Source organism: Ancylobacter sp. (assembly GCF_965279025.1).
Lineage (GTDB): Bacteria > Pseudomonadota > Alphaproteobacteria > Rhizobiales > Xanthobacteraceae > Ancylobacter.
Genome location: NZ_OZ257132.1, coordinates 1867058 through 1889128 on the forward strand (window position 1 = coordinate 1867058; position 22071 = coordinate 1889128).

A 22071-nucleotide genomic window follows, 5' to 3' on the forward strand; every position below is an offset into this window, starting at 1 on the left:
AGCGGCCTCAATCGGCCAGATCGATACCCGGATGGCCACGTCGCCAATAGGCGGCGATGGCGCACCGGCACTTGGCGAGGCCGCGCTCCCGGGTCATGTGCCGGCGGAGCGCCCGCGCCGTCTGCTGCTCGCAGCCGGCGAAGACGTGGAGGTCGTCGCCGGGCGGCAGGTCGAGGCCGCGCACCGCTTGCTCCAGCAGGTCACCGGTGCCCGGCGCGGCGCCGTTGCGGTGGAGCCATTGCACGTCGAGGCGCGCGGCGGAAGGCAAAGGCTGGTGCTCACGTACATCCGCCACTTCCAGCCGGATGAACGCCTCGGCGTCCGCCGGCAGCGCCGCCACCATGCGGGCGATCGCCGGCAGGGCCGTCTCGTCGCCGGCGAGGACGTAGCGGCGGGCGGGTGGCAGGCCGGCGCCGCCGGGGCCGAGCAGGCCGACGCGGTCACCCGGACGCGCCCGGCGCGCCCAGTCGGCGCCCGGCGTGGCGGCACCCGCGTGCTGCACCACGTCGATGGCGATCTCGCCACGGGCGATGTCGACCTCCCGCACGGTGTAGACGCGGGGAACCAGCGCGTCCGCCCCCGCCGGCCACACCGTGCGCCCATCGGCGGCGGCGTGCGGCCAGGTTGGCGCGCGGCGTTGCGGGGGAATGAGCACCCGCACATGCAGGCCGTCGCCGGCATAATGCGCCGCGTCTCCGGCCAGAACCACCCGCCGCATCAGCGGGGTGAGCTGGCGGGCGCAGGCGACGCGCATCTCGCGGAAATAAGGCAGGGCAGGATTGCCGGCGCCATGTCCCTGCCAGGCGAAAAGCGGCACGGGCCGGGACGCGGCGGCGTGGATATGTTCGGCCATCTGCATCTTCAGTACCGAGAGCCCATTCTCGGTCGCGCTGCGGGCGCGCAAGGCGAGATGGCCGGATGTCTCCACGGTGAGATCGACATCGCCGCACCAGTTCTCCATGCGGGCGGCGTCCGGGCTGCGCCGGCGCAGCGCCTGCGGTTCGAGCCGGTCGCACACGCGAGCCAGCAGTTCCGCGGGAGCGTTGCAGGCGATGGAAGCGTGCGCGGTGAAAGAGTCAGCCATGCCGGCTTCCTCCCCGTTGAAGCAGCCAGATGAGGTAGGGGCCGCCGACCAGCGCCGCGAGCAGGCCGGTGGGCAGCTGATAGGGAAAGGCGAGGGTGCGGGCGAGCCAGTCGGCGAGGAGCATGAGGAGCGCCCCGATCAAGGCGGAGGAAAAAACGAAGGTTCTTCCGTCGGTTAGGCCGGTCAGGCGGGCGAGGTGGGGACCGATCAGGCCGATGAGGCTCAGCGGGCCGACGAAGAACGCCGCTACCCCGGTCATGATCGCGGCCAGCAGGGTGAGCAGCACCTGGCTGGCGACCACCGGCACGCCGAGCGAGCCGCTCACCGCCGGGCCCAGCGGCAGGAGGTTCAACCAGCGATGGGTGAGAACGATAGGCAGCATGAGGACCAGTGCGCAGGCCGCGAGAATCCAAGCTTCGGCGACGCCGACCGTGTCGGTGGAACCGGACATCCAGGCCAGCAGCCGGAAGCTGCCCGGCCCGCCGGCCGCGAACACGGCGGAGAGGATGGCAAGGCCCATGCAGCTGAGTGCGATGCCCGACAGCAGCAGCTTCTCCGCGCCGAACCCGGTCAGCGCCGCCATGGCCAGCACCAGCAGCAGCGCGCCGAGGGCGCCGCCGGCGCTGGCCCCGAGCAGGAGGGCGGTGCCGGGCTCGGGAACCAGCAGGAGAGCCGCCGCGAGACCGACGCCCGCGCCCGCGCTCACCCCCAGCACCTCCGGCCCGGCCAGCGGATTGCCGGTGAGCCGCTGCATGATGGCGCCCGCCGCGCCGAGGAGGCCGCCCGCCGCCGCGGCGGCGACGACGCGCGGCGCGCGGAACACGAGAAGATCGGCCAGCAGCGGCCCGGTGGCGAGCGTCCAGCCGTCGAGGCCGCGCCCGGCCAGCAGGGTGAACGCCGTGACCAGCGCGGCCCCGCCCGCCAGCAAGGCGAGCGCGCGCCCCGGCCGTCGCAGGCGCCGCCGGTGCGCGGCAGCGTCCGCCGGTGCCCGCAGGCTGGCCGGCAGGCGCGGCAGCAGCCAGAGCAGCAGGGGCCCGCCCAGCAGGCCGACGGCCGCGCCGGTGGGAATGAGGTCCCCGCCGCCGCCCGCCGTGAGCTGCACCAGGCTGTCGGTGATCCAGAGCAGCAGGGCGCCGATGAGCGGCGAGGCGAGGAGCAGCGTGCCCGCCCGCCGCGCCCCGCTGAGGCGGGCAAAGGCCGGGGCGGCAAGCCCGACAAAACCGATCACGCCGGCCTGCGAGACCACGCTCGCCGCCAGCCAGACGGCGATGGCGATGACCATCAGCCGCATGCCCTGCACCGCGACGCCCAGGCTTTTCGCGCCGGCATCGTCGAGAATCATCAGGTCGAGTGGACGCAGCAGGAGAAAGGCCGCAGCGGCGCCGAGCGCCAGCCGGGTGCCGATCAGCATGGCCGGCTGCCAGTTCTGCTGGTGCAGCGAGCCGGCGCCCCAGATGAAGAGGGAGAACACATAGTCGCCCCGCGCAAGGATCAGCGCGGCGCTCATCGCGCCGGCCATGAGCGAGAGCGTCATGCCGGCCACGACGACGGTGACCGGCTCGAAATCGCGCCGCCAGCTCAAGGCGAGGACGAGGGCCACCGCGATGACGCCGCCGGCGAAGGCGGTGCCCTCGCGCGAAAACGCCAGCAGCGCCGGCGCGAAGGCGAGCGACAGCGTCAAGGCGAGCTGTGCGCCCGCCGCGATGCCCAGCGTCGAGGGGTCGGCGATCGGATTGCGCAGCACGCGCTGGAGCAGGGCGCCGGAAAGCCCGAGCGCCGCGCCAGCCAGCAACGCGGTCGCGGCGCGGGGCAGCAGGCTGTGCCACAGCAGCAGATCGCGCAGTGCCGGGGTCATGCCCTCCCCGGTCATCGCCGTCTGGCGCGCCAGCACCAGCGCGAACAGGAAGATGCCGAGCGCACCGAGCGCGATCCAGATATGGACGGGCCGAAGCCCGGCGGCGCGCGGCAGGGTCAGCTCAGCCAAGCCCGCCCCCCTTGCGTGCCGTGCCGCTTTCGTCGAGCAGCGCGGCGGTGAGCAGCCGGGCGAAGCGGGCGGCGGTCGGCAGCCCGCCGAACGGGTCGACGCTGTCGAGCACGGCGATCCGGCCGTCCCGGATATTGGGCAGGGCGTTCCACAGCGCGCTGGTCGACAGCACCCGCGCCGCATCGGGCGGCAGCGGCCGAAGCACGACGAGGAAGGCATCGGGAAAGCGCGCCAGCGATTCCAGCCCGATGGGGGCGGAGGCGGCATAGGAGGTCCGCTCGCCCCACGCATTGGCGAAGCCGAGGCGGGCGAGCACCTCGCCGAACAGGCTATCCCGGCCGAAGACGCGGAAATGCCGGGCGTCGCCGAGATTGAGCACCATGACCGGGCGGCCCGCCTGGCGGGCGAGCCGCCGCCGCCCGTCGCCGAGCTCGGCGTTCACGCCATCGATCAGCGCACGCGCCGCCGCCTCCCGCCCGGTCAGGACGCCGATCCGCTCGGCCGCCATTTCGGCCCGCTGGAAGGGTGGGTCGCCGGTGCGGTAGACGGAGATAGTCTCGACCGGCGCGATGAGGCGCAGTTTCGGCTCGATCTGGGTATAATAGTTCGAGCTGAAGATCAGGCTGGGGCGCGCGAGCCTGAGCGCCTCGAAACTTGGCGCCCCGCGCAGGCCGATATCGATCACCGAGGCGGGAACCGGCGGCTCGACCGCCACCTCGCGAAACAGCACCAGCTCGGCCGCCGCCACCGGCGTGATACCCATGCCGAGCAGCGTCTCCAGCAGCGCCCAGTCGACGCTCGCCACCCGCAGCGCCGCGCCCTCCGGCACCGCATCCTGTGCCTGCGCGCTTGCGCTCGCCATCGCCAGCCCCGCGGCGAGCAGGGCACGGCGGCTGAGGCCCGGCCGGCCGCTCACAGCACGTAGCTCATCGGCTTGCCGCTGACCGGATGCGCCATCACGCCCATGTCGAGCCCGTAGATGGCGCGCAGCCGGTCGGGCTCCATGATCTCATGCGCGGCGCCATGGGCGACGAGCCGCCCGCCGCGCAGGGCGAGCAGCGTGTCGCAGGTGCGTGCGGCGAGGTTGATGTCGTGCAGGATGACGACGACCGTCATCCCTCCCGCTTCCCCGCCACCACCGAGCTCGCGCAATATGGCGAGCACCTCCATCTGGTGCGCGATGTCGAGCGCCGAGGTGGGTTCGTCGAGCAGGAGGCACCGCGCGCCCTGCGCAAGCATCAGCGCCAGCCAGGCGCGCTGGCGCTCGCCGCCCGACAGGCTGTCCACCGCGCGGTCGCCAAAGGCGGCCAGCCCGGTGCGCTGGATCGCCGCCGCCACCGCCGCCTCGTCCGCCGTGCCGAAACGGCCGAGCGCCCCGTGCCAGGGATAGCGGCCCAGGCTCACCAGTTCGCGGACATTCATGCCGTCGGAGGGCGGCATGAACTGCGGCATATAGGCGACTTCGCGGGCGAAGGCGCGCCCGGCCCAGGCGCCCAGCGGGCGCCCTTCGAAGCGGATGTCACCGGCGCTGGGGGTGAGCTGGCGCGCCAGCAGCTTCAGCAGCGTGCTCTTGCCGGACCCGTTCGGCCCGATCAGCCCATAGACGCGCCCCGCCGCAAGTTCGAGCGTCAGCGGGGCGAGAATCTGCCGCTCGCCGACCGTGAAGGCCGCCTCGGCCAGGCACCAGAGCGCGCCGGGAGGCGCTGGGAGGGCGTCGTCTACCATTTGTAGGAGAGCGTTCCGATCACGGTCCGGCCGTCGCCATAGTAGCATCCGAAGAAGCCGCAGCCCGAGACATAGGTCTCGTCGGCGATGTTGTTCATGTTGAGCTGGGCCTTGAACGGACCCTTCTCGTAATGAATGGCGGCGTCGAACAGGGTGTTGGAGTTGAGGAAGATGCTGTTGTCGTCGAGCGCGTAGCGGTCGCCGACAAAGCGCACGCCGCCGCCGAAGCCGAAGCCCGCGAACTGGCCCGAGGGGATGGTGTAGTCGAGCCAGAGATTGGCCATGTTCTCCGGCACGTTGGCCGGGCGGTTGCCGGCATATTCGCCCTGGGTGATCTCGGCGTTCATATAGGTGTAGTTGGCGATGAGGTTCAGGCCGTCCGCCAGCCCCGCCACGGCGGTGAACTCGAAGCCCTTGACCCGGACCTCGCCGATCTGGGTCTCGTAGCTCACGCCGTCGATGAGCTGCGAGGACACCACATTGGACTGGGTGATGTCATAGGCGGCGAGGGTGAAGAAGCCGTTCCAGCCGACCGGCTGATATTTCACGCCGACCTCGACCTGCTCGCCCTCCATCGGCTGGAAGGCGCCGCCGCCGAGCTGGGTCGGCATGCTGCCGATGACCGGCTCGAAGGAGGTCGAGTAGTTGAAATAAGGGGCGACGCCGTTGTCGAACAGATAGGTCAGCCCGACGCGGCCGGTGAAGGCGCTGTCGTCCTGGTCCTGCGTGGTGTCGCCGAAATTGGTCAGGCTGGTCGAATCGGTGGTTGCCCAGTCATGGCGCAGGCCGACGGTGAGCAGCCAGTTCTGCAGGCGGATCTGGTCCTGCGCATAGATGCCCGTCTGGGAAATCGTGCCGTCGACGTCGGATGTGTACCACGGCTCCCCGATCGCGCCCGGCCGGTTGTAGACGGGGAACAGGATGTTGATCGGCGAGGCGTTGCCGAAGGCGGTGGAGTTGGACTCGCTGTAGCGGCGGTAGTCGACGCCGATCAGCACCTCATGGTGGAAGGCGCCGGTGTCGAACTTGCCGAGCATCTGGCTGTCGAGATTGAAGGTCTGCTGGTCTTCCGAATTCTCCGACGAGCCGCGATTGGCGACCAGCGGGTTCGTCGTGCTGAGCGCGCTGTAATAGAGGCTATTGTAGTCCCAATCGAGCACCGCGTAGCGGGCGTTCTGGCGGAACTCCCAGGTCTCGTTGAAGCGGTGCTTGAACTCGTAGCCGACGCTGCCGAAGGTGCGGTTGGAATTGTCGTAGTCGGGATCGCCGAGGAAGAGGTTGCGCGGCAGCCGCAGGCCGCCATCGGCGTTCACCGTGTACTGCACCGGCAGGCCGACCGGGGTGCCGGACTGGTCATACTGGATGTTGGCAAGCACGGTGAGCGAGGTGTCGGTCGAGGGCTGCCAGGTCAGCGCCGGGGCGAAGAACAGCCGGTTGTCGTCGACATGGTCTGTCTGGGTGCCGCCGTCGCGGGCGAGGCCGGTGAAGCGGTAGGCGAAGTCGGAGTGGTCTGGAATGACGCCGCCAATGTCGAAGCGGCCGGTATAGCGGTCGAAGCTGCCCGCTTCCGCCTGCACCTCGCCGAAATTGGTGAAGGTCGGGCGCTTGGAGATGAAGTCGATCAGGCCGCCGGGATTGCCCTGCCCGTAGAGCACCGAGGCCGGGCCGCGCAGCACGTCGATCCGCTCCATGCCATAGGGGTCGAGGGCGGTCACGCCGGCGTCGCGCATCAGCTTCAGGCCGTTGAGATACATGCTGTTATCGGCCGCGAAGCCGCGGATGATCGGATAGTCGAAGCGCGGATCGCTGCCGAAGGGCTGGGAGACGACGCCCGCCGTGTAGTCGAGCGCCTGGCCGACGCTCTGCACGGCGCGGGCGTCCATCTGGTCGCGAGTGACGACGGAAATCGACTGCGGCACCTCGATCAGCGGCGTGTCGGTCTTGGTGCCGGCGGTGCTGGTGCGCGCGACATAGCCGTCGGTGTCCTCGGTCCGCTGGCCCTGGATGTCGATCTGCTCCAGCTCGATCGCCGAAGCGGCCTGCTGCGCCCGCGCGCCACCGGCCGGGAGAATCACCGCCGCGCTGCCCATCAGCAGCGACATCATCGAGAGGCCAAGCCGTTCGCGCATCGTGTTACCCGTCTGAACAGTTGAGATGAATTATAAAGAAGCGTTTCCATCCGGCTGCAGGAAACACCGCTTCATACCAATGAACACCCCGCCGTTCTTGTCGCATCCTCTTGTGTTTTGCACGATCGTGTTTTCTATTGCGCTCTGATCAAATGGATTTGGCGCCACAATAAGGCGAAGTGCTACTTCATAGTGATTCAAATCTATGAAGCCTCGCTTTGATCTTGGCGAACGGCACGCAGGATGACATTCCAACCCCGCATGACCTCGTCGGTCGAGGGGATAACCCTTCTCGACAAACTGCGCTGGCGGCGCTGGAACGGCGTCATCGCCGATGTCTGGCATGTGGCCTGCGCGGCGGGCGCGCGCGGCCACTATGTCTCGCAGGACGCGCGGCTGTTCGTCGTTCTGGAGCGCGAGGGCGCGCGCTCGGATGTGCAGCTCTCGGCCGATGGCAGCAGCGGCAAGGTGCAGCGCGCGCCGCACCGGATGAGCTTCGTTCCCGCCGAGATGCCGATCTGGTCCCGCATCGACGAGCCGGTGCGGGTCCGCCATCTCGATCTTCACTTCCACGCCCCGACGCTCAGCGAACGGCTGGGCGAGGATCTCGCTGGCGGCCGGCTGGCGACGCCGCGGCTCGATTTTCTCGACCCGCGCATCTTCACGCTGGCGCAACTCATCGCCGACGAATGCACCGGCCCGGACCGCCATCACGATCTCTATGGCGACGGGCTCACGCTGGCGCTGTTCATCGACCTGCTGCAGCTCGGGCGGGGCAGGCCCGCCGGCGAGGCCGCGCCGCGAGCGACGCTGTCGGCCCGGCAGTTGAAGCGGGTGACCGATTTCATCGAGGCCAACTGCACGCGAAACATCCGGCTCCACGAACTGGCGGAACTCACCGGCCTGTCGCAGTCCTATTTCAGCCATGCCTTCAAGGCGGCCACCGGGGTGCCGCCCCACCAGTGGCATATGAAGGTGCGGCTGCGGAAGGTGCAGGACCTGCTCGCCGCGCGCGACCTGCCGCTGACGCAGATCGCCTCCGTCGCCGGCTTCACCGACCAGGCGCATCTGACGCGCGCCTTCCGCCGGCTCACCGGCTCCACCCCGGCCGCGTGGCGGCGCGCCCATTGCCGCTGACGCTGCAGCGGCTCAGCGCGGCGTGCGCGGCGCTACATGGTCGCGCCGATCTGCCAGGGCACGAATTCATGGTCGCCATAGCCGAGCTGTTCGGATTTCGTGCGGTGGCCGGAGGCGACATCCAGGATCCGCCCGAAAATCTCGCGGCCCTTGTCCTCGATCGACACCCCGTCGAGGATGTCGCCGCAATTAATGTCCATGTCCTCGGCCATCCGCTCATACATCGGCGTGTTGGTGGCGAGCTTGAGCGAGGGCGTCGGCTTTGACCCGAAGGCGGAGCCGCGCCCGGTGGTGAAGGCGAGCACATTGGCGCCGCCGGCGATCTGGCCGGTGGCGGCCACCGGGTCGAAGCCCGGCGTGTCCATGAACACCAGCCCCTTCGCCGTCACCGGCTCGGCATAGCGATAGACCCCGGCCAGCGGCGAGCTTCCGCCCTTGGCGGCGGCGCCCAGCGATTTCTCGAGGATCGTGGTTAGCCCGCCCGCCTTGTTGCCGGGGGAGGGGTTGTTGTTCATCACGCCGCGATGGCGGGCGGCATAGTCCTCCCACCAGCGGATCAGGCCCATCAGCCTGTCGCGGATCTCCGGCGTCACGGCGCGTCGCGCCAGAAGATGCTCGGCGCCGTAGATCTCGGGCGTCTCGGAGAGGATGGCGGTGCCGCCCTGGGCGACCAGCAGGTCCGCCGCAACGCCAAGCGCGGGGTTGGCGGTGATGCCGGAATAGCCGTCCGAACCGCCGCATTGCAGCGCCAGCATCAGATGCGAGGCCGGAACGCGCTCGCGCCGCACCGCATTGGCGAGCGGCAGCATCTCGCGGATGGCGGCGACGCCGGCCTCGACGGTGCGGCGGGTGCCGCCGGTCTGCTGGATGGTCAGGCTGCGGAACCGCTCGCCTTCGACAATGCCGTATTCCTGTTTCCAGCGGTCGATCTGGAACGCCTCGCAGCCGAGCCCCACCATGATGACGGCCGCCATGTTGGGGTTGGCGGCATAGCCCCACTGGGTGCGCTTGAGCAGCTCGAAGCCCTCGCCCTCGGTATCCATGGCGCAGCCGGTGCCGTGCACCAGCGGCACGATGCCGTCGATGTTCGGGAACGCCGCCAGCGCGCCGGAGCGGACGAGCTCCTCCGCCATGAACCGCGCCGCCGTCGCCGAACAGTTCACCGAACTGAGGATGCCGACATAGTTGCGGGTGCCGACCTTGCCGTCCGCCCGGCGAAACCCCTCGAAGCTGGCGGGCGGCTCGATTGCCGCCGCCAGCCTTGCCGCGAGGGCGCCGGCGCCGCCCGTCTCGCGCGCGAAGTCGCGCAGCTCGACATTGTGCTCGTGCAGCCAGGTGCCGGGGGCGATGGCGGTGGCGGCAAAGCCGATGATCTGGCCGAACTTGACGATGGGGGCACCCGCCGGGAGGGGCGCCACCGCCATCTTGTGGCCGCGCGGGATGCGCTCCGTCGCGACGACGCCGGCTACGGTCACGCCGCGGGCGAGGGTATCTACCGCGACGACAAGGTTGTCGCCGGGATCCAGCCGGACGCAGCGCGGGACGGAAGGTGCCGCCCCTTCCGGATCACCCATGGTGCTGCACCTGCTGGCGCTGGTTGCCGAGGCCTTCGATGCCCAGCTCGACGATATCGCCCGGCTGGAGATAGCGCGGCGGCTTCTGCCCCATGCCGACACCCGGCGGCGTCCCTGTGGTGATGACGTCTCCGGGCTCCAGCCGCACGAAGCGCGAGACATAGGACACCAGGAAATGCAGGCCGAAGATCATCGTCGCGGTGGAGCCGGCCTGCATGCGCACGCCATTGACGTCCAGCCAGAGGCCGAGGGCCTGCACGTCGGCAATGGCGTCGGGCGTGACCAGATAGGGGCCGAGCGGGCCGAAATTCGGGCCGCTCTTGCCCTTGGTCCATTGCCCGCCGTGCTCGTTCTGGAACGCCCGCTCGGACACGTCGTGGCAGATGCAATAGCCGGCGATGATGCCCGGGGCCTCGGCTTCCGTGATGTCATAGGCGGCCTCGCCGATGACGATGGCGATTTCCACCTCCCAGTCGAGCTTGGTCGATCCCGGCGGGATGAGGATGGGGTCGTTCGGCCCGCAGATCGAGGAGGGGGCCTTGTTGAACAGCACCGGCTCGTCCGGGATGGGCAGGCCGCTCTCGCGGGCATGGTCGGCATAGTTGAGCCCGACCGCGATGAAATTGCCGACGCCGGCCACGCACGGCCCAAGGCGCACGGGCTCGCTTACCGCCGGCAGGGTGGCCGGATCGATCTCCCGCAGTGCCGCAATGCCGGCGCGCGAAAGGGTTTTGCCGGAAATGTCCGGGACGATGCCCGCGAGGTCCCGGATCTGGCCCTCGCTGTCGAGCAGGCCGGGACGCTCAGAGCCGATCGGCCCGTAACGCAATAGTTTCACGTCTGTGTCTCCAGATGCCGGATCGCCTGCGCCGTCAGGCGATGGTCCCCTTGCGGATGATGACATTGCTGTAGAACAGCCGTTCTCCGGTCGCGATGACGGCGAAGGCCTGCTTCGCGCGCTCATAGAAGGCGTAGCGCTCGATGCGCTTGAGCGTGACCGCGCCGCCGGTGGCCGCGACAAGCGCGGCGTCGATCTCGCGATGGGCGGGCATGATGGTGCCGGGCTCGCCGATCACCTCCATGCCGAGCACCGGGTCGGGCTCGGATTCGTCGATGGGCAGCACGCTGAGCACCGCCCGCAGCATGCGCGGCATGTCGCTCGCCTCCATGCGCACCAGCCGCCGCGCCACCGTTTCGGCCGGAAAGCTGCCATCGGCGATGACGATTTCGTCGCCATGCCCCATGGCGCGCAGCGCGTGGAGAATCTCCGGGTTCAGTATCGGGTCGATGCCGATCAGCATGGTGTCCCCCTCGGTGTCGGTGTGGTCACGAAAGATCGTGCAGGTCGCGCTCGGTTGGCGGCAGGAGGCGAAATTCCGAGAACGCCACCTCAAGGCCGCCGCGCTCCGGCGTGCAGGCCATGGGGCCGACCTGATAGGACGGCGCCACCGGGAAGGGCGCCAGGCGCAGCAGCGGCCATGTCGTGCCGTCGGTGGAGGCCTGCACCCGCAAGGCGCCGTCCTTGACGGTGAGGCGCAGCCGGATGTCGGCGGCATCGCCGTCCACCGCCGTCACCGACCAGTCGGAGCGGCCATCGGTGACCACGACGCTGAAACAGTGATGGCCGTCATTGAACTCGACGCTGGCCTTGACCCAGCGCGTCTCGTCCAGCCGCAGCATCAGGCCGGCCTGGTCGTAGAGCGACTGGTAGTCGGCCTGAACGCGGACTTCCGCCGTGAAGGCTTCGCCGGTGGTGAAGCCGAGGAAATGGCCATTGTCGCGGACGAAGCCGTAATGGGTCTCGCGCCAGAAATCGGTGGCGGCGTCCGTGGTCAAATGGACGGTATCCGCGGCGAGGGACCAGGTGGCGGGTTCGTTGACCCACTGGCCGGTGGAAAGGTCGATCATGGGGATGTCTCCCGGTGCGAGAGGCGGGGAAGCAGGGCGGCGAGGCGGTAGGCGTCGATGGCGTTGCCGGCGAAGAGGCGGCTTTCGGCATCGGGATCGTCGGGAAAGCAGCGATGGGCGAGCGTCTTGACGGCGTCATAGGGTGCGGCGAGCGTCGCCACCGGCCAGTCCGAGCCGAAGATCAGCCGCCGGCGGCCGAAGGCGCGGCGGGCGAGGGCGAGATAGGGATCGAAGGTCGCCGGCGCGAGATCGCCCCAATTGGCCTCGGTGACGAGGCCTGACAGCTTGCACCAGACATTGCCGAACGCCGCGATCTCCTCGAAGCGCGCCGCCCATTGTTCATCGAACCCGCCGGCGATGGGCGGCTTGGCCATGTGGTCGAGCACGAAAGGCGCGGTGGGAAAATGCCGCACGCAGGCGATGGCGGCGGGAAGCTCGCGGGCGCGCACCAGCAGGTCGAAGGTCAGGCCGGCCGCGAACGCCGCGTCCAGCCCGCGCCGGACGCCGGGGCGGGACAGCCAGTCCGCATCGGGCTCGTCATGCACATTGTGGCGCAGGCCGACCAGATGCGCACCGCCCGGCAAAGCACGCAGCCGGGCGATCTCGCCGGCGACATCGGCGCCCTCCAAGTCGACCCACCCCACCACGCCGGCGACGAAGGGGGTGGCGGCGGCGATGGCGAGGAATTCCTCGGTCTCGGCGGCGTCGTGCCGGCACTGCACGAGCAGGGCGGCGCCGACGCCGGATGCGGCGAGCAGCGGGGCGAGATCGCCGGGGCCATAGGGCCGGCGCAAAGGCGCCATCGCCTCGCCCGCCATCCAGGGATAGGCGGCGCGCGAGGGATCCCAGAAATGCTGGTGGGCGTCGATGATCAGGCGCGGGCCGGCACTCATGGCGTGGGCGCCGCCGGATCGATGAGCCCGAGCGCGCGCAGCTCCTCCCACAGCGCCGCCGGGATCGGATGGCGGAACAGCGCCGCGTTCTCGCTCATCTCCGCCTCGTTGCGGGCGCCGGTGAGAATGGAGGCGACCGCCGGATGCGCGGCGGGAAACTGGATCGCCGCCGCCTTCAGCGGCACGCCATGGCGCTGGCACACGGCATCGAGCTGCTGCGCGCGGGCGATCAGCGCGGGGTCGGCGTCGGTGTAGTTGAACTTGGCGCCGGAGGTCGGGTTGGCCAGCAGGCCGCTATTATAGACCCCGCCGATGATGACGCCGATACCCTGGCGTTCGCACAGCGGCAGCAGGTCGGCCAGCGCGCCCTGTTCCAGCAGCGTGTAGCGGCCGGCGAGAAGGAAGCAGTCGAAGCGGCCGGCGCGGGCGAAGTCGGCGAGCATCTCGCTCTGGTTCATGCCGGCGCCGACGGCGGCGATGACGCCTTCGCGGCGCAGGTGGTCGAGCGCGCGATAGGCGCCGTCGAGGGCGGCGTCATAATGGTCGTCGGGATCGTGGATGTGCAGCACGTCGATGCGGCCGGTGCCGAGCCTCTCCAGGCTTTCCTCGAAGGAGCGCATCACCCCGTCATAGCTGAAATCGAACACCGGCCGCTCCGGCGGCGTGCCCTTGTAATAGGCGTCCTCGCCCGCCGCCTCCGCCGGCCGGCGCAGCAGGCGGCCGACCTTGGTGCAGAGCACGTAGCTGTCGCGCGGCTTGCCGGCGAGAAAGGCGCCGAGCCGGCGCTCGGAGAGCCCGTTGCCATATTGCGGGGCGGTGTCGAAGACGCGCAGGCCGAGATCCCAGGCCCGGGCGATGGTCGCCTCCGCCTCGGCGTCGCTGACCGGGGCATAGAGCCCGCCCAGCGGCGCGGTGCCGAGCCCGAGCCGGGTGACGCGGCGACCGGTGGAACCGAGGGGGCCTGTTTGCGTGGGAAGGGGCATGCGTGATCCCGTGGGTCGCGTTGCTGAGGCCGCAGATGTCGCCGGCTATTGCGGATATGTCAATTTATTTTTCGTATGTGAAATTTCTGTTGCCAATCGGAACCAAGCCCGGCATCATTCCACCTGTCGCCTCCGAAGGCCCTTTTGCAGGATTGCCGCATGACGTCCGACCTTCCCGACTTCTCCCAGGGTGTCGCCTTCGTCGAAGGCCGCTATGTTCCGGCGAGAGAGGCCAAGCTGTCCATTCTCGATTGGGGCTTCACCCGGTCGGATGTCACCTATGACGTCGCCCATGTCCGCGACGGCGGCTTCTTCCGGCTGGACGACCATCTCGACCGGTTCGAGCGTTCGCTGGCCGCCTGCCGCCTGAGCCCGCCGCATGACCGTGGCGCGATCGCCGGCATTCTCGACCGCTGCGTCGGCCTGTCGGGACTGCGGGACGCCTATGTCGCCATGGTCTGCACGCGCGGCCGGCCGAGGGTGTTCGGCTCGCGCCGCCCGGCGGATTGCGACAATCTGTTTACCGCCTATGCCATTCCGTGGATCGACGTCATTCCGCCCGACGTGCAGGCACGCGGCGCGCATCTGTATGTCGCCAGCGTGCCGCGTGTCGCGCCCGCCTCGATCGACCCGACCGTGAAGAACTATCACTGGGGGGACCTGACGCGCGGCCTGTTCGAGGCGCACGATGCCGGCGCGGACACCGCCGTGCTGCTGGACAGCGAGGGCTTTGTCACCGAGGGGCCGGGCTTCAACGTGTTCATCGTCCGCAATGGCGAGGTGCTGACGCCGGACCGGGGCGCGCTCGAGGGCATCACCCGCCGTTCCGTGCTCGACCTGTGCGCGCTGACCGGCGTGCCTGCCCGCATCGCGCCGCTGCGCCACGAGGATCTGCTGCAGGCGGACGAGATGTTCTGCACCACGACGGCGGGCGGGGTGATGCCGGTCGCGCGCGTCGACAGCCACATCATGAGCAACGACGCCCCCGGCCCGGTGAGCCTGCGGCTGAAGCAACTCTACTGGCAGAAACATGCCGAAGGCTGGCACCGCACCGAGGTGAACTACGCCGCCGCCGGGACGATGCCCGCCGTGTGAACGGCCCTTCCATAAAAATCCAGAGGACGACTTCCATGCACAGACGCCATTTCGTGGCCGGCGCCGCCGCCGGCCTCGCCGGACTTCTATTGGCCGGCGCCAGCCTTCCCGCGCAGGCCGCGCCCAAGGAATTGCGGGTGCTGACCTGGGAAGGCTATGCCGATGAGCCCTGGGTGAAGGCCTTCGAGGCCAAGACCGGCGCCAAGGTGAAGATCACCTATACCGGCAGCGTCGACGAGATCTTCGCGAAGATGACGGCCTCCAAGGGCGAGGATTTCGACGTCATCGCCATCGAGACCTCGTCCTACAAGCGCCTGACGCAGGAAAAGCTGATCCAGCCGGTGGATATCGGCAAGATCCCCCACGCCAAGGACCTGCTGCCCGCCTTCCGCGACGTCTCCGCCATCGTGTTCGACGGCAAGCCTTACGCCGTGCCTTTCGCCTGGGGCTCGATTCCGCTGATCTACGACAAGGCTGTGTTCGCCACGCCGCCGGCCAGCTGGAACGTGCTGTGGGACGAGCAGTATAAGGGCCGCATCATCGCCATGGACGACGCCAACAACGCGATCGTCACCACCGCGCTGCTGCTCGGCTACAAGGACCCGTTCAACCTCACCGACGCCCAGTTCGCCGAGATCAAGGCCAAGCTGCTCGATCAGAAGCGCTTCGTCTCGACCTATTATGCCGGCTTCGACGATGGCGTGAGCATCTTCGCGCAGGGCGGCGTCGACCTGATGATGTCGATGGGCGAGCCGCAGGCGCCGATGCTGCGCAAGAAGGGCCTCGATGTCGGGCTGACCATTCCCAAGGAGGGCGCAATCGGCTGGATCGACTGCTGGGCGATCAGCGCCGGCGCGCGCGACCCGGAGCTTGCCCATGCCTGGATCGATGCCATGCTGGAGAAGCAGGTCGGCACCTATATCAGCGAGAAGACCGGCTACGGCAACACCACCAATGCCGAGGCGAACGCGGCGATCGGCCTGACCTATGCCGACAAGCTGGTGTTCCTGCAGGCGCCGGAAGACTTCGCCCGCCGTATCGATTTGTGGAACGAGATCAAGGCGACGCCGGTCGAATGACCGGCCTTGCCCTCACCGGAGCGGATGCCGGCATGCGTTTCCCCACCCTCATCCACCTTGCCGGTGTCGGCAAATCCTATGGCGCGGTGAACGTGCTGCAGCCGATCGACCTGACGATCGGCGATGGCGAGTTCCTGACCATTCTCGGGCCCTCGGGTTCCGGCAAGACCACGATATTGCGCATGCTCGGTGGCTTTACGCCGCCGAGCGTCGGCCGGATAAGGCTCGACGGCGTCGACATCACCGACATGCCGATCTTCGAGCGCCCCTTCAACACGGTGTTCCAGGACTACGCGCTGTTCCCGCATATGAGCGTGGCCAGGAATGTCGGCTACGGGCTCAAGATGCGCGGTCGCCCGCGCGAGGAGATCGACGCCAAGGTGGCGGATGTGCTCGCCATGGTCGAACTCGCCGACAAGGCGGGGCGCTATCCCGCCGAGCTGAGCGGCGGCCAGCGCCAGCGCGTCGCCCTGGCCCGCGCCATCGTGTGCGAGCCGAAAGTGGTGCTGCTCGACGAGCCGCTCGGCGCGCTCGACGCTGAACTGCGCCGCTCCATGCAGGATTTCCTCAAGGCGCTGCAGCGACGGATCCGCACCACCTTCGTCTTCATCACCCACGACCAGGAGGAGGCCATCTCCATGTCGGACCGCATCGTGGTGATGGACCATGGCCGGGTGGAGCAGGTGGGCACGCCCAAGGACATTTATTACCGCCCGCAAAGCGAGTTCGTGGCGAAGTTCTTCGGCGAGAACAACATCCTCCCCGCGCAACGCGCGGCCTCCAGCACCGGCCAAGGTGCCGGCACGGCGGCCCATAGCCCGCTCGGCGACCATGAATTGCGCCACCACGTCTTGGACGGCGCGCTTCCCGCCACCCCGTTCTCGATCGCCATACGTCCGGAGAGCTTCAGCCTGGGCGGGGCCGGCGGCGCCGCGCCGGGCAAGCGCATGATGACCGGGCGGCTGGAGAACCTTACCTTTCTCGGCGCCACCACGCAGCTGCTGGTGCGCCTCGGCGAGGGGCCGCACAGCGTGAAGGTGCGGCTGCCGACGCCGGAACTGGCGGGCGGGATCGCCATCGGTGAGCCGGTGCCGCTGTGCTGGTCCGATGCCGATATCAGCGTCCTGCAAGCGTGAGATCCGCCATGGCCGACCTCTCGCTCGCCGCCCCCGGCGCCGACCCAATGCCAGGCGGCGCTTCCCCGCCGCGCGGCCGGACGTGGCGGCGCCTGATGCTGCGGCTGGCCGTCTATGGCCTGCCGGTGCTGCTGATCCTGGTGCCGCTGGCCACCTTCCTGGTCTATTCCTTCTGGACCATCGTCGACGGCCAGCTGGTCCAGAGCTTCAGCCTGGCGAACTATGTCGATTTCCTCGCCAAGCCGGTCTATCGCGGCGTGTTCCTCAGCACGCTCGGCCTTGCCGGCATCGTCGCCGCCACCAGCCTGGTCCTCGGCTACATCGTCGCCTATCTGGTGTGGCGGCTGGAAGGACGGCTGCGCTATCTGCTGCTGCTGCTCAGCGTCATTCCGCTGGCGATGAACTACATCGTCAAGATCTACGCGATGCGCAGCATCCTCGGCTATAACGGCTTCCTGAACTGGGTTCTGGTTCATCTGGGGGTGCTGCAGGCGCCCAGCAAAGTCTTCATCTTCAACCAGACGGCGGTGATGATCACCATGGCGGTGATCTACCTGCCCTATGCCATCCTGCCGATCTTCCTGTCGCTGGAGCGGATCTCGCCCTCATTGATGGCGGCTTCCGCCGATCTCGGCGGGCGGCCGGGCCAGACCTTCCGCCATGTGGTGCTGCCGCTCAGCCTGCCGGGCTCGATCGTCGGTGCGCTGTTCGTGATGGTGCTGGCGCTGGGGGATTATCTGACGCCGCAAATGGTCGGCGGCAATCAGGGCTTCACCTTCGGCCGGGCGATCTGGAGCCAGTTCGGCATGGCGTTCAACTGGCCGTTCGGCGCGGCGCTGGCCGTGGTGCTGCTGCTCTGCGTGGTGCTCATCATCCTCGCCGCCGCGACCATCTCACGCCATGCGAGGGTGAAATGACCATCACCGAGCGGGTCACCATCACCCTGCTATGGACCATCGGCGTCCTCGTCTTCGTCGTGCTCTACGGTCCCGCCTTCATGGTGGTGCTGCTGTCCTTCTTCGACATCGGCCGCGAGGGCATCGACTGGGGCAGCTTCGGCTTCCAGTGGTATGCGCGGCTCGGCGACAATCCGCAGATGCTGGCGGCGCTGGGCAACACGCTGCTGGTGGGCGCCAGCGCGGTGGTGCTGGCAACCGCCCTCGCCCTCGGGCTCGCCTATTACATGAAGACCGGGCGCCGGCGCGGCCGGCCGCTGCTGGAATTCGTCATCTTCCTGCCCTTCGTGCTCCCGGCGATCATCACCGGCATTTCGCTGCTGATCGCCTTCCGCGAGCTGGGTCTGGAGCGCAGCCTGATCACCGTCACCATCGGGCATGTGGTGCTCATCCTCGCCGTCATCTACCGCATGGTGACGATCCGGCTGGAGGCGCTGGAGGACAGCCAGATCGAGGCCTCGCTCGATCTCGGCGCCAATGGCCGCCAGACCTTTCTCCACGTGGTGCTGCCGCAGCTGCGCTCGGCGCTGGTGACCAGCGGGCTGCTGGCCTTCACGCTCTCCTTCGACGAGACGCTGGTGACCTTCTTCCTGGTGGGGGGCGACGCCACCCTGCCGATCCGTCTCTGGGCGATGATGCGGGTGGGTTTCACCCCCGAGGTCAATGCCCTCGTCTCCATAGTCCTGATGGTTACAATCGCCCTTGCCGTTCTCGGCGCGATGTCGCTTAAGGAGACCATGGCGCACAAACGATGATCTTCCCCAAGTCGCAGACAAGCAGCAGGACGTGACGTGGCCGACCAAGACAATCCGACAAGCAATAAACCGCCCGAACTGGGGAAGCTGCTGCGCGACCGGCGGGCTCATCACGGCTGGACGCTCGCCGACGTCAGTTCGATGACCGGTATTTCCACCTCGACCTTGTCGAAGATCGAGAATGGTCTGCTGTCGCCGACCTTCGACAAGGTGCTGCAGCTGAGCCGGGGGCTGGGCGTGGAAATTGCCGACCTGCTGGAGCCGCCGGCCACCGAGGCTGCGGTTCCCGCCATCGTGGTGGCGCGGCGCAGCGTCAGCCGGAATTTCGAAGGACAGCAGCTGCAGACGAAGTACTACACCTATCGCTATCTCTGCTCGGATGTTGCGCATAAGCGGATCATCCCGATCCATGTCGAGGTCCGCGCGACGACGCTGGAGCAGGCGGAGATGTCCTCGCATGTCGGCGAGGAGTTCGTCCAGGTGCTGAAGGGGCGGATCATGCTCCACACCGAATATTACGAGCCGACGCAGTTGAATGCCGGCGACTGCGTCTATCTCGACAGCACCATGAAGCATGCCTACATCTCACTGACGAAATCGCCCAGCGAGATCATGATCACCTGCTCAAGCGCGACGCCGAACCTTGCGCAGACCTTGCGGGAGATCATCAAGGAAAAGATCGTCACAGAGAGCAAGGGGAGCTGAACGCCGTCGCGGCGGCCTGACGCCGCGCGGCTCCGGCGTGACGAGGCGCCTGCGGGGTTGCCCGCCCGGGGTGGAAGCGACAAGCTGCGCGTGCGAGGTCGCAGGCAGAACGGCTGGGGTATTGAGATGAGTGCGCGCGCGCGACGCTTCGCCCTCGTGAGCGGCCGCTGGGACCCAAGCATCGCCGTCGTCGACATCGACGCGGCTCTCGACCCCGCATATGACGGGACGGATCGCGCGGTGATCTCGCGCCCGCGCGTCACCCCCGATCAGATCGAGCACGATGGCACCCGCGTGCCGCTGGTCGGCCTGCCGGTGAGCCTGGTGGCGCTGCCGGCGCTCAATCGCCTGCTCGTCGTCAACCATGCCGGGGCTACCTCCCCGGTCGCCATGGTCGGGCAGCCGCATGGGCATGCCGGCGCGGTTGCGCTCTTCGACCTCACGGCGACGCTGGGGGGGAAGGCGTCCGCGCCGGAGGCCCTGCTGCCCACGGGTACGTTCGGCCCGGTGGGGTGCGCCGTGGCCCCGGATGGCCGCCATGTTCTGGTGGCCGCCGGTGAAGGCGAGGGCCTCGAGGATGGCGGCCGGCAGATCAGCGTCATCGACGTCTCCGCGACAGTGCTGCGGCACAATTTCGACATGCCGCATGCCGGCAGCCCGTGCCCGCGTCCCTCGCCCGATGAAGGCTTCGGCGGCTTTCCCAATCCCGCCGGCCTTGCCATCGCACGAGGTGAACCGGACCTTGTGCTCACCGCCGATGGCGGCAGTTCCGCGCTGAGCGTGTTCCGCCTCGCCGATGTGCTTTCGGGCGGCGGCCATCCCCCGCTGGCGCGGCTGCCCTTGCCGACCGGGCCTTTCGGCGTCGCCGTCAGCCCGGATGGAACGCAGGCGGCCATTGCCGGGCGCGAATGCCCTCGAACCGGCGTGGAGGGTAACACGGTCAGCTTCCTCGACCTCGCGGCGCTGCGGCAGGGGAAGCCGCCGGCGCTCTTCCATGCCGAGCTTGGCGGCGGGGATGGGCGGCCGAGCCGTCCCATGGGCGTCACCTTCGCGCCCGACAGCGCAAGCGCCTATGTCGCCGGCTACCGGACAGGCACCGTCTCGCGGCTCGAGCGTGGACGGGGGGGCACATGGAGCGAGGCAGGTCGGGTCGAGCTCACGGGCGAGGACGGCGCACCGCCCTGCCCACGCGGCGTGGCGGTGACATCGGACGGTGCCCTCCTTCTCGTTGCCGGCGGCCCGCGCGGGGCGGCGGCAAGCAGCGTGCTCTGGCTGCTGGAGGCGCGGCGACTGGTGCCGATCGCGCGGGTGAAGGGCGTCGGAAACGAGTCCTATTTCCTTGAAGTAATTGAGATTTAGCCTCCCCCGCGAATACTGAAGATTCAGTTTGCTTTCCCTAAAGAAAGTGTCAAACTGAATTCATAATTCAAAAGCGTCCAAAGTGACGCCGATTTAAAACGTGCCCTGGGAGGGGACAATGACCGTTTCACGCCGAGATGTAATGCTCGGGGCGGCCGCCTCGGCATGCCTCCTGTCTTCCGGTTCTGGCTTCCTGCGATCCGCCGCCGCCCAGAGCGGCTGGGCCCCGACGCGCGATGTCGAGCTGGTGATTCCGTTCGCGGCCGGTGGCGGCTCGGATCTGCTGGCGCGCATCGTCGGCAAGATCATCGTCGAGGAAAAGCTCATCCCGCAGCCGCTGATGCTGAACAACCGGCCTGGCGGCGGTGGAGCCGTGGGCATCGGCTATGTCGCGGCCAGCCGGCGCAAGGACCCCAACACCATCATCCTGATCAACGGCACGACGCAGATCACGCCGATCCTCAACCCGGCGGCGCGGACCTTGTCCGAAGTGCAGCCGATCATGAACTTCATGCTCGACGACTTCCTGCTCTTCGTCAGCGGCGATTCAAAGTACAAGACCGCTCAGGACATGATTGCGGACATAAAGTCCAAGCCGACCAAGACTTTCAATTTCTCCACCGGCGGCACCACCGATGTCATGGCGATCACGGTGTTCTCCCGCGCGCTGGGCAAGGACATCAATCCGGTCAACTTCAACAGCGGCGGTGAATCGCTGACCGCGCTGCTCGGCGGCCATGTCGACGGCACGATTGGCAATCCGCTGGAGTTCATGGGCCAACTCGCCTCCGGCAAGGTACGCCCGCTCGGCGTGTTCCGTGACAGCCGTTTCACCGCCTTTCCCGATGTGCCGACCTTCAAGGAGATCGGCCTCGACGTGCCGAACTTCCAGATGTGGCGCGGCATCGCCGTGCCGAAAGATGTCGACCCGGCGGCCCAGCTCTATTGGCAGGGAGTGATGGAAAAGGTCGCGGCGTCGCCGGCGATGAAGAAGTACATCGCGGACAATATCGCCACCGAGGCACCCATCGCCGGCGCCGATTTCGTCGCCTTCCTCGCGGCCCAGGAAAAACTCTATCGCGACCTGCTGGCCAAGCCCGCCTGAGGAGAGGTCGATGAGACATCGTGTTCTGACCGGCGACATGATCTTCGCCGTCGGCTGGGCCTTGCTCGGTCTCTACTGGGTGATCGGCTCGCTGCAATATCCCCTGTGGTCCGGCTTCGCGCCGGATTCGGGATTTCTGCCGCTGGTCTATGGGGCGCTGCTCCTCGCGCTCTCGGTGGCGATCGCCTTCTCGCTGCTGCTCGGCGAGCCCGAGGACGACGAGCGCGAGCCGCTGACCAAATCCCTGCTGGTGCTCGGCGCGCTGGTGGCCGCGGTGGCGAGCCTCGGCTTCATCGGCTTCGTGCTGCCGATCTTCGGCCTGATGATGTTCATCTATCTCTATGTCGAGCGGCTGCCGTTGCTGCGATCGACCGTGGTGGCCGCAGCGGTCACCGCGAGCCTGGTGCTGATCTTCGCGCACTGGCTGGCCGTGCCCCTCCCGCTCATGCCTTGGGACAGCTGAC

Annotated in this window: 21 protein-coding genes; 10 read left to right on the top strand and 11 right to left on the bottom strand. The window is 68.3% G+C overall.

The window, feature by feature from the left end; all coding sequences use genetic code 11:
• Positions 1-7: 7 nt before the first annotated feature.
• Genes ACQY76_RS08680 through ACQY76_RS08700 form a run of 5 tightly spaced genes read right to left on the bottom strand, consistent with a single transcriptional unit; the run spans position 8 to position 6922 of the window.
• Complete coding sequence (locus ACQY76_RS08680; RefSeq protein WP_428032476.1) at positions 8-1084, bottom strand: DUF2218 domain-containing protein; 1077 nt, start codon at positions 1082-1084, stop codon at positions 8-10.
• Positions 1077-3068: a Fe(3+)-hydroxamate ABC transporter permease FhuB gene (fhuB, locus tag ACQY76_RS08685; RefSeq protein WP_428032477.1), complete on the bottom strand. Its 1992-nt coding sequence runs from the start codon at positions 3066-3068 to the stop codon at positions 1077-1079. Before fhuB ends, ACQY76_RS08680 begins: the two co-directional genes overlap by 8 nt.
• Positions 3061-3930 (bottom strand): iron-siderophore ABC transporter substrate-binding protein, encoded by an 870-nt coding sequence (locus ACQY76_RS08690; protein ID WP_428032973.1) that lies wholly within the window; start codon positions 3928-3930, stop codon positions 3061-3063. The genes fhuB and ACQY76_RS08690 overlap by 8 nt, the downstream gene beginning before the upstream one ends.
• Before the next feature lie 50 nt (positions 3931-3980).
• Positions 3981-4793: an ATP-binding cassette domain-containing protein gene (locus tag ACQY76_RS08695; protein WP_428032478.1), complete on the bottom strand. Its 813-nt coding sequence runs from the start codon at positions 4791-4793 to the stop codon at positions 3981-3983.
• A complete protein-coding gene (locus ACQY76_RS08700) occupies positions 4787-6922 on the bottom strand; it encodes a TonB-dependent siderophore receptor (protein WP_428032479.1) in 2136 nt (711 codons plus the stop codon). Before ACQY76_RS08700 ends, ACQY76_RS08695 begins: the two co-directional genes overlap by 7 nt.
• A 243-nt stretch (positions 6923-7165) precedes the next feature.
• Here ACQY76_RS08700 and ACQY76_RS08705 point away from each other — a divergent pair, with 243 nt between their 5' ends.
• On the top strand, positions 7166-8059 hold the full coding sequence (locus ACQY76_RS08705) for a helix-turn-helix domain-containing protein (protein ID WP_428032480.1): 894 nt from the start codon (positions 7166-7168) through the stop codon (positions 8057-8059).
• Between the two features lie 32 nt (positions 8060-8091).
• On the opposite strand, the gene ACQY76_RS08710 is transcribed toward ACQY76_RS08705, so the two are convergent.
• Genes ACQY76_RS08710 through ACQY76_RS08735 form a run of 6 tightly spaced genes read right to left on the bottom strand, consistent with a single transcriptional unit; the run spans position 8092 to position 13417 of the window.
• Positions 8092-9633, bottom strand: a complete 1542-nt coding sequence (locus tag ACQY76_RS08710) for a UxaA family hydrolase (RefSeq protein WP_428032481.1) — start codon at positions 9631-9633, stop codon at positions 8092-8094.
• Entirely contained in the window at positions 9626-10471 is an 846-nt protein-coding gene (locus ACQY76_RS08715; protein WP_428032482.1) for a fumarylacetoacetate hydrolase family protein, read from the bottom strand. Before ACQY76_RS08715 ends, ACQY76_RS08710 begins: the two co-directional genes overlap by 8 nt.
• Positions 10472-10505: 34 nt before the next feature.
• Entirely contained in the window at positions 10506-10934 is a 429-nt protein-coding gene (locus ACQY76_RS08720) for an RbsD/FucU family protein (RefSeq protein WP_428032483.1), read from the bottom strand.
• A gap of 25 nt (positions 10935-10959) precedes the next feature.
• A complete protein-coding gene (locus ACQY76_RS08725) occupies positions 10960-11541 on the bottom strand; it encodes a DUF1349 domain-containing protein (protein WP_428032484.1) in 582 nt (193 codons plus the stop codon).
• Positions 11538-12434 (bottom strand): amidohydrolase family protein, encoded by an 897-nt coding sequence (locus ACQY76_RS08730; protein WP_428032485.1) that lies wholly within the window; start codon positions 12432-12434, stop codon positions 11538-11540. Before ACQY76_RS08730 ends, ACQY76_RS08725 begins: the two co-directional genes overlap by 4 nt.
• Positions 12431-13417 carry an aldo/keto reductase gene (locus tag ACQY76_RS08735; protein WP_428032486.1) on the bottom strand — a complete coding sequence of 329 codons (987 nt, stop codon included), beginning with the start codon at positions 13415-13417 and terminating at the stop codon, positions 12431-12433. Before ACQY76_RS08735 ends, ACQY76_RS08730 begins: the two co-directional genes overlap by 4 nt.
• 159 nt (positions 13418-13576) lie before the next feature.
• On the opposite strand from ACQY76_RS08735, the gene ACQY76_RS08740 reads away from it, so the two are divergent.
• The 9 genes from ACQY76_RS08740 (at position 13577) to ACQY76_RS08780 (ending at position 22070) form a co-directional block, all read left to right on the top strand.
• Positions 13577-14512, top strand: coding sequence for an aminotransferase class IV (locus ACQY76_RS08740; RefSeq protein ID WP_428032487.1), 936 nt, complete (start codon positions 13577-13579; stop codon positions 14510-14512).
• A 35-nt stretch (positions 14513-14547) separates the two neighbouring features.
• Complete coding sequence (locus ACQY76_RS08745; RefSeq protein WP_428032488.1) at positions 14548-15591, top strand: ABC transporter substrate-binding protein; 1044 nt, start codon at positions 14548-14550, stop codon at positions 15589-15591.
• A 32-nt stretch (positions 15592-15623) separates the two neighbouring features.
• Positions 15624-16727 carry an ABC transporter ATP-binding protein gene (locus ACQY76_RS08750; protein WP_428032489.1) on the top strand — a complete coding sequence of 368 codons (1104 nt, stop codon included), beginning with the start codon at positions 15624-15626 and terminating at the stop codon, positions 16725-16727.
• Between the two features lie 8 nt (positions 16728-16735).
• Complete coding sequence (locus ACQY76_RS08755) at positions 16736-17644, top strand: ABC transporter permease (protein WP_428032490.1); 909 nt, start codon at positions 16736-16738, stop codon at positions 17642-17644.
• Positions 17641-18438, top strand: a complete 798-nt coding sequence (locus ACQY76_RS08760) for an ABC transporter permease (RefSeq protein WP_428032491.1) — start codon at positions 17641-17643, stop codon at positions 18436-18438. Before ACQY76_RS08755 ends, ACQY76_RS08760 begins: the two co-directional genes overlap by 4 nt.
• A 36-nt stretch (positions 18439-18474) precedes the next feature.
• Positions 18475-19143, top strand: coding sequence for a helix-turn-helix domain-containing protein (locus tag ACQY76_RS08765; RefSeq protein ID WP_428032492.1), 669 nt, complete (start codon positions 18475-18477; stop codon positions 19141-19143).
• Between the two features lie 126 nt (positions 19144-19269).
• On the top strand, positions 19270-20502 hold the full coding sequence (locus ACQY76_RS08770) for a YncE family protein (protein WP_428032493.1): 1233 nt from the start codon (positions 19270-19272) through the stop codon (positions 20500-20502).
• 118 nt (positions 20503-20620) lie between these two features.
• The gene (locus ACQY76_RS08775) at positions 20621-21607 is read left to right on the top strand and encodes a Bug family tripartite tricarboxylate transporter substrate binding protein (RefSeq protein ID WP_428032494.1); all 987 of its coding nucleotides are present in this window, start codon (positions 20621-20623) and stop codon (positions 21605-21607) included.
• 10 nt (positions 21608-21617) lie between these two features.
• Positions 21618-22070 carry a tripartite tricarboxylate transporter TctB family protein gene (locus tag ACQY76_RS08780; protein WP_428032495.1) on the top strand — a complete coding sequence of 151 codons (453 nt, stop codon included), beginning with the start codon at positions 21618-21620 and terminating at the stop codon, positions 22068-22070.
• The last annotated feature ends 1 nt before the right edge of the window (position 22071 follow it).

Bases quoted from the DNA above. Each gene is read 5' to 3' on its own strand.
- ACQY76_RS08680 (WP_428032476.1), bottom strand. From the start codon at position 1,084: ATGGCTGACTCTTTCACCGCGCACGCTTCCATCGCCTGCAACGCTCCC.
- ACQY76_RS08690 (WP_428032973.1), bottom strand. From the start codon at position 3,930: ATGGCGAGCGCAAGCGCGCAGGCACAGGATGCGGTGCCGGAGGGCGCG.
- ACQY76_RS08695 (WP_428032478.1), bottom strand. From the start codon at position 4,793: ATGGTAGACGACGCCCTCCCAGCGCCTCCCGGCGCGCTCTGGTGCCTG.
- ACQY76_RS08700 (WP_428032479.1), bottom strand. From the start codon at position 6,922: ATGCGCGAACGGCTTGGCCTCTCGATGATGTCGCTGCTGATGGGCAGC.
- ACQY76_RS08705 (WP_428032480.1), top strand. From the start codon at position 7,166: ATGACATTCCAACCCCGCATGACCTCGTCGGTCGAGGGGATAACCCTT.
- ACQY76_RS08710 (WP_428032481.1), bottom strand. From the start codon at position 9,633: ATGGGTGATCCGGAAGGGGCGGCACCTTCCGTCCCGCGCTGCGTCCGG.
- ACQY76_RS08720 (WP_428032483.1), bottom strand. From the start codon at position 10,934: ATGCTGATCGGCATCGACCCGATACTGAACCCGGAGATTCTCCACGCG.
- ACQY76_RS08725 (WP_428032484.1), bottom strand. From the start codon at position 11,541: ATGATCGACCTTTCCACCGGCCAGTGGGTCAACGAACCCGCCACCTGG.
- ACQY76_RS08730 (WP_428032485.1), bottom strand. From the start codon at position 12,434: ATGAGTGCCGGCCCGCGCCTGATCATCGACGCCCACCAGCATTTCTGG.
- ACQY76_RS08735 (WP_428032486.1), bottom strand. From the start codon at position 13,417: ATGCCCCTTCCCACGCAAACAGGCCCCCTCGGTTCCACCGGTCGCCGC.
- ACQY76_RS08740 (WP_428032487.1), top strand. From the start codon at position 13,577: ATGACGTCCGACCTTCCCGACTTCTCCCAGGGTGTCGCCTTCGTCGAA.
- ACQY76_RS08745 (WP_428032488.1), top strand. From the start codon at position 14,548: ATGCACAGACGCCATTTCGTGGCCGGCGCCGCCGCCGGCCTCGCCGGA.
- ACQY76_RS08750 (WP_428032489.1), top strand. From the start codon at position 15,624: ATGCGTTTCCCCACCCTCATCCACCTTGCCGGTGTCGGCAAATCCTAT.
- ACQY76_RS08755 (WP_428032490.1), top strand. From the start codon at position 16,736: ATGGCCGACCTCTCGCTCGCCGCCCCCGGCGCCGACCCAATGCCAGGC.
- ACQY76_RS08760 (WP_428032491.1), top strand. From the start codon at position 17,641: ATGACCATCACCGAGCGGGTCACCATCACCCTGCTATGGACCATCGGC.
- ACQY76_RS08770 (WP_428032493.1), top strand. From the start codon at position 19,270: ATGAGTGCGCGCGCGCGACGCTTCGCCCTCGTGAGCGGCCGCTGGGAC.
- ACQY76_RS08775 (WP_428032494.1), top strand. From the start codon at position 20,621: ATGACCGTTTCACGCCGAGATGTAATGCTCGGGGCGGCCGCCTCGGCA.
- ACQY76_RS08780 (WP_428032495.1), top strand. From the start codon at position 21,618: ATGAGACATCGTGTTCTGACCGGCGACATGATCTTCGCCGTCGGCTGG.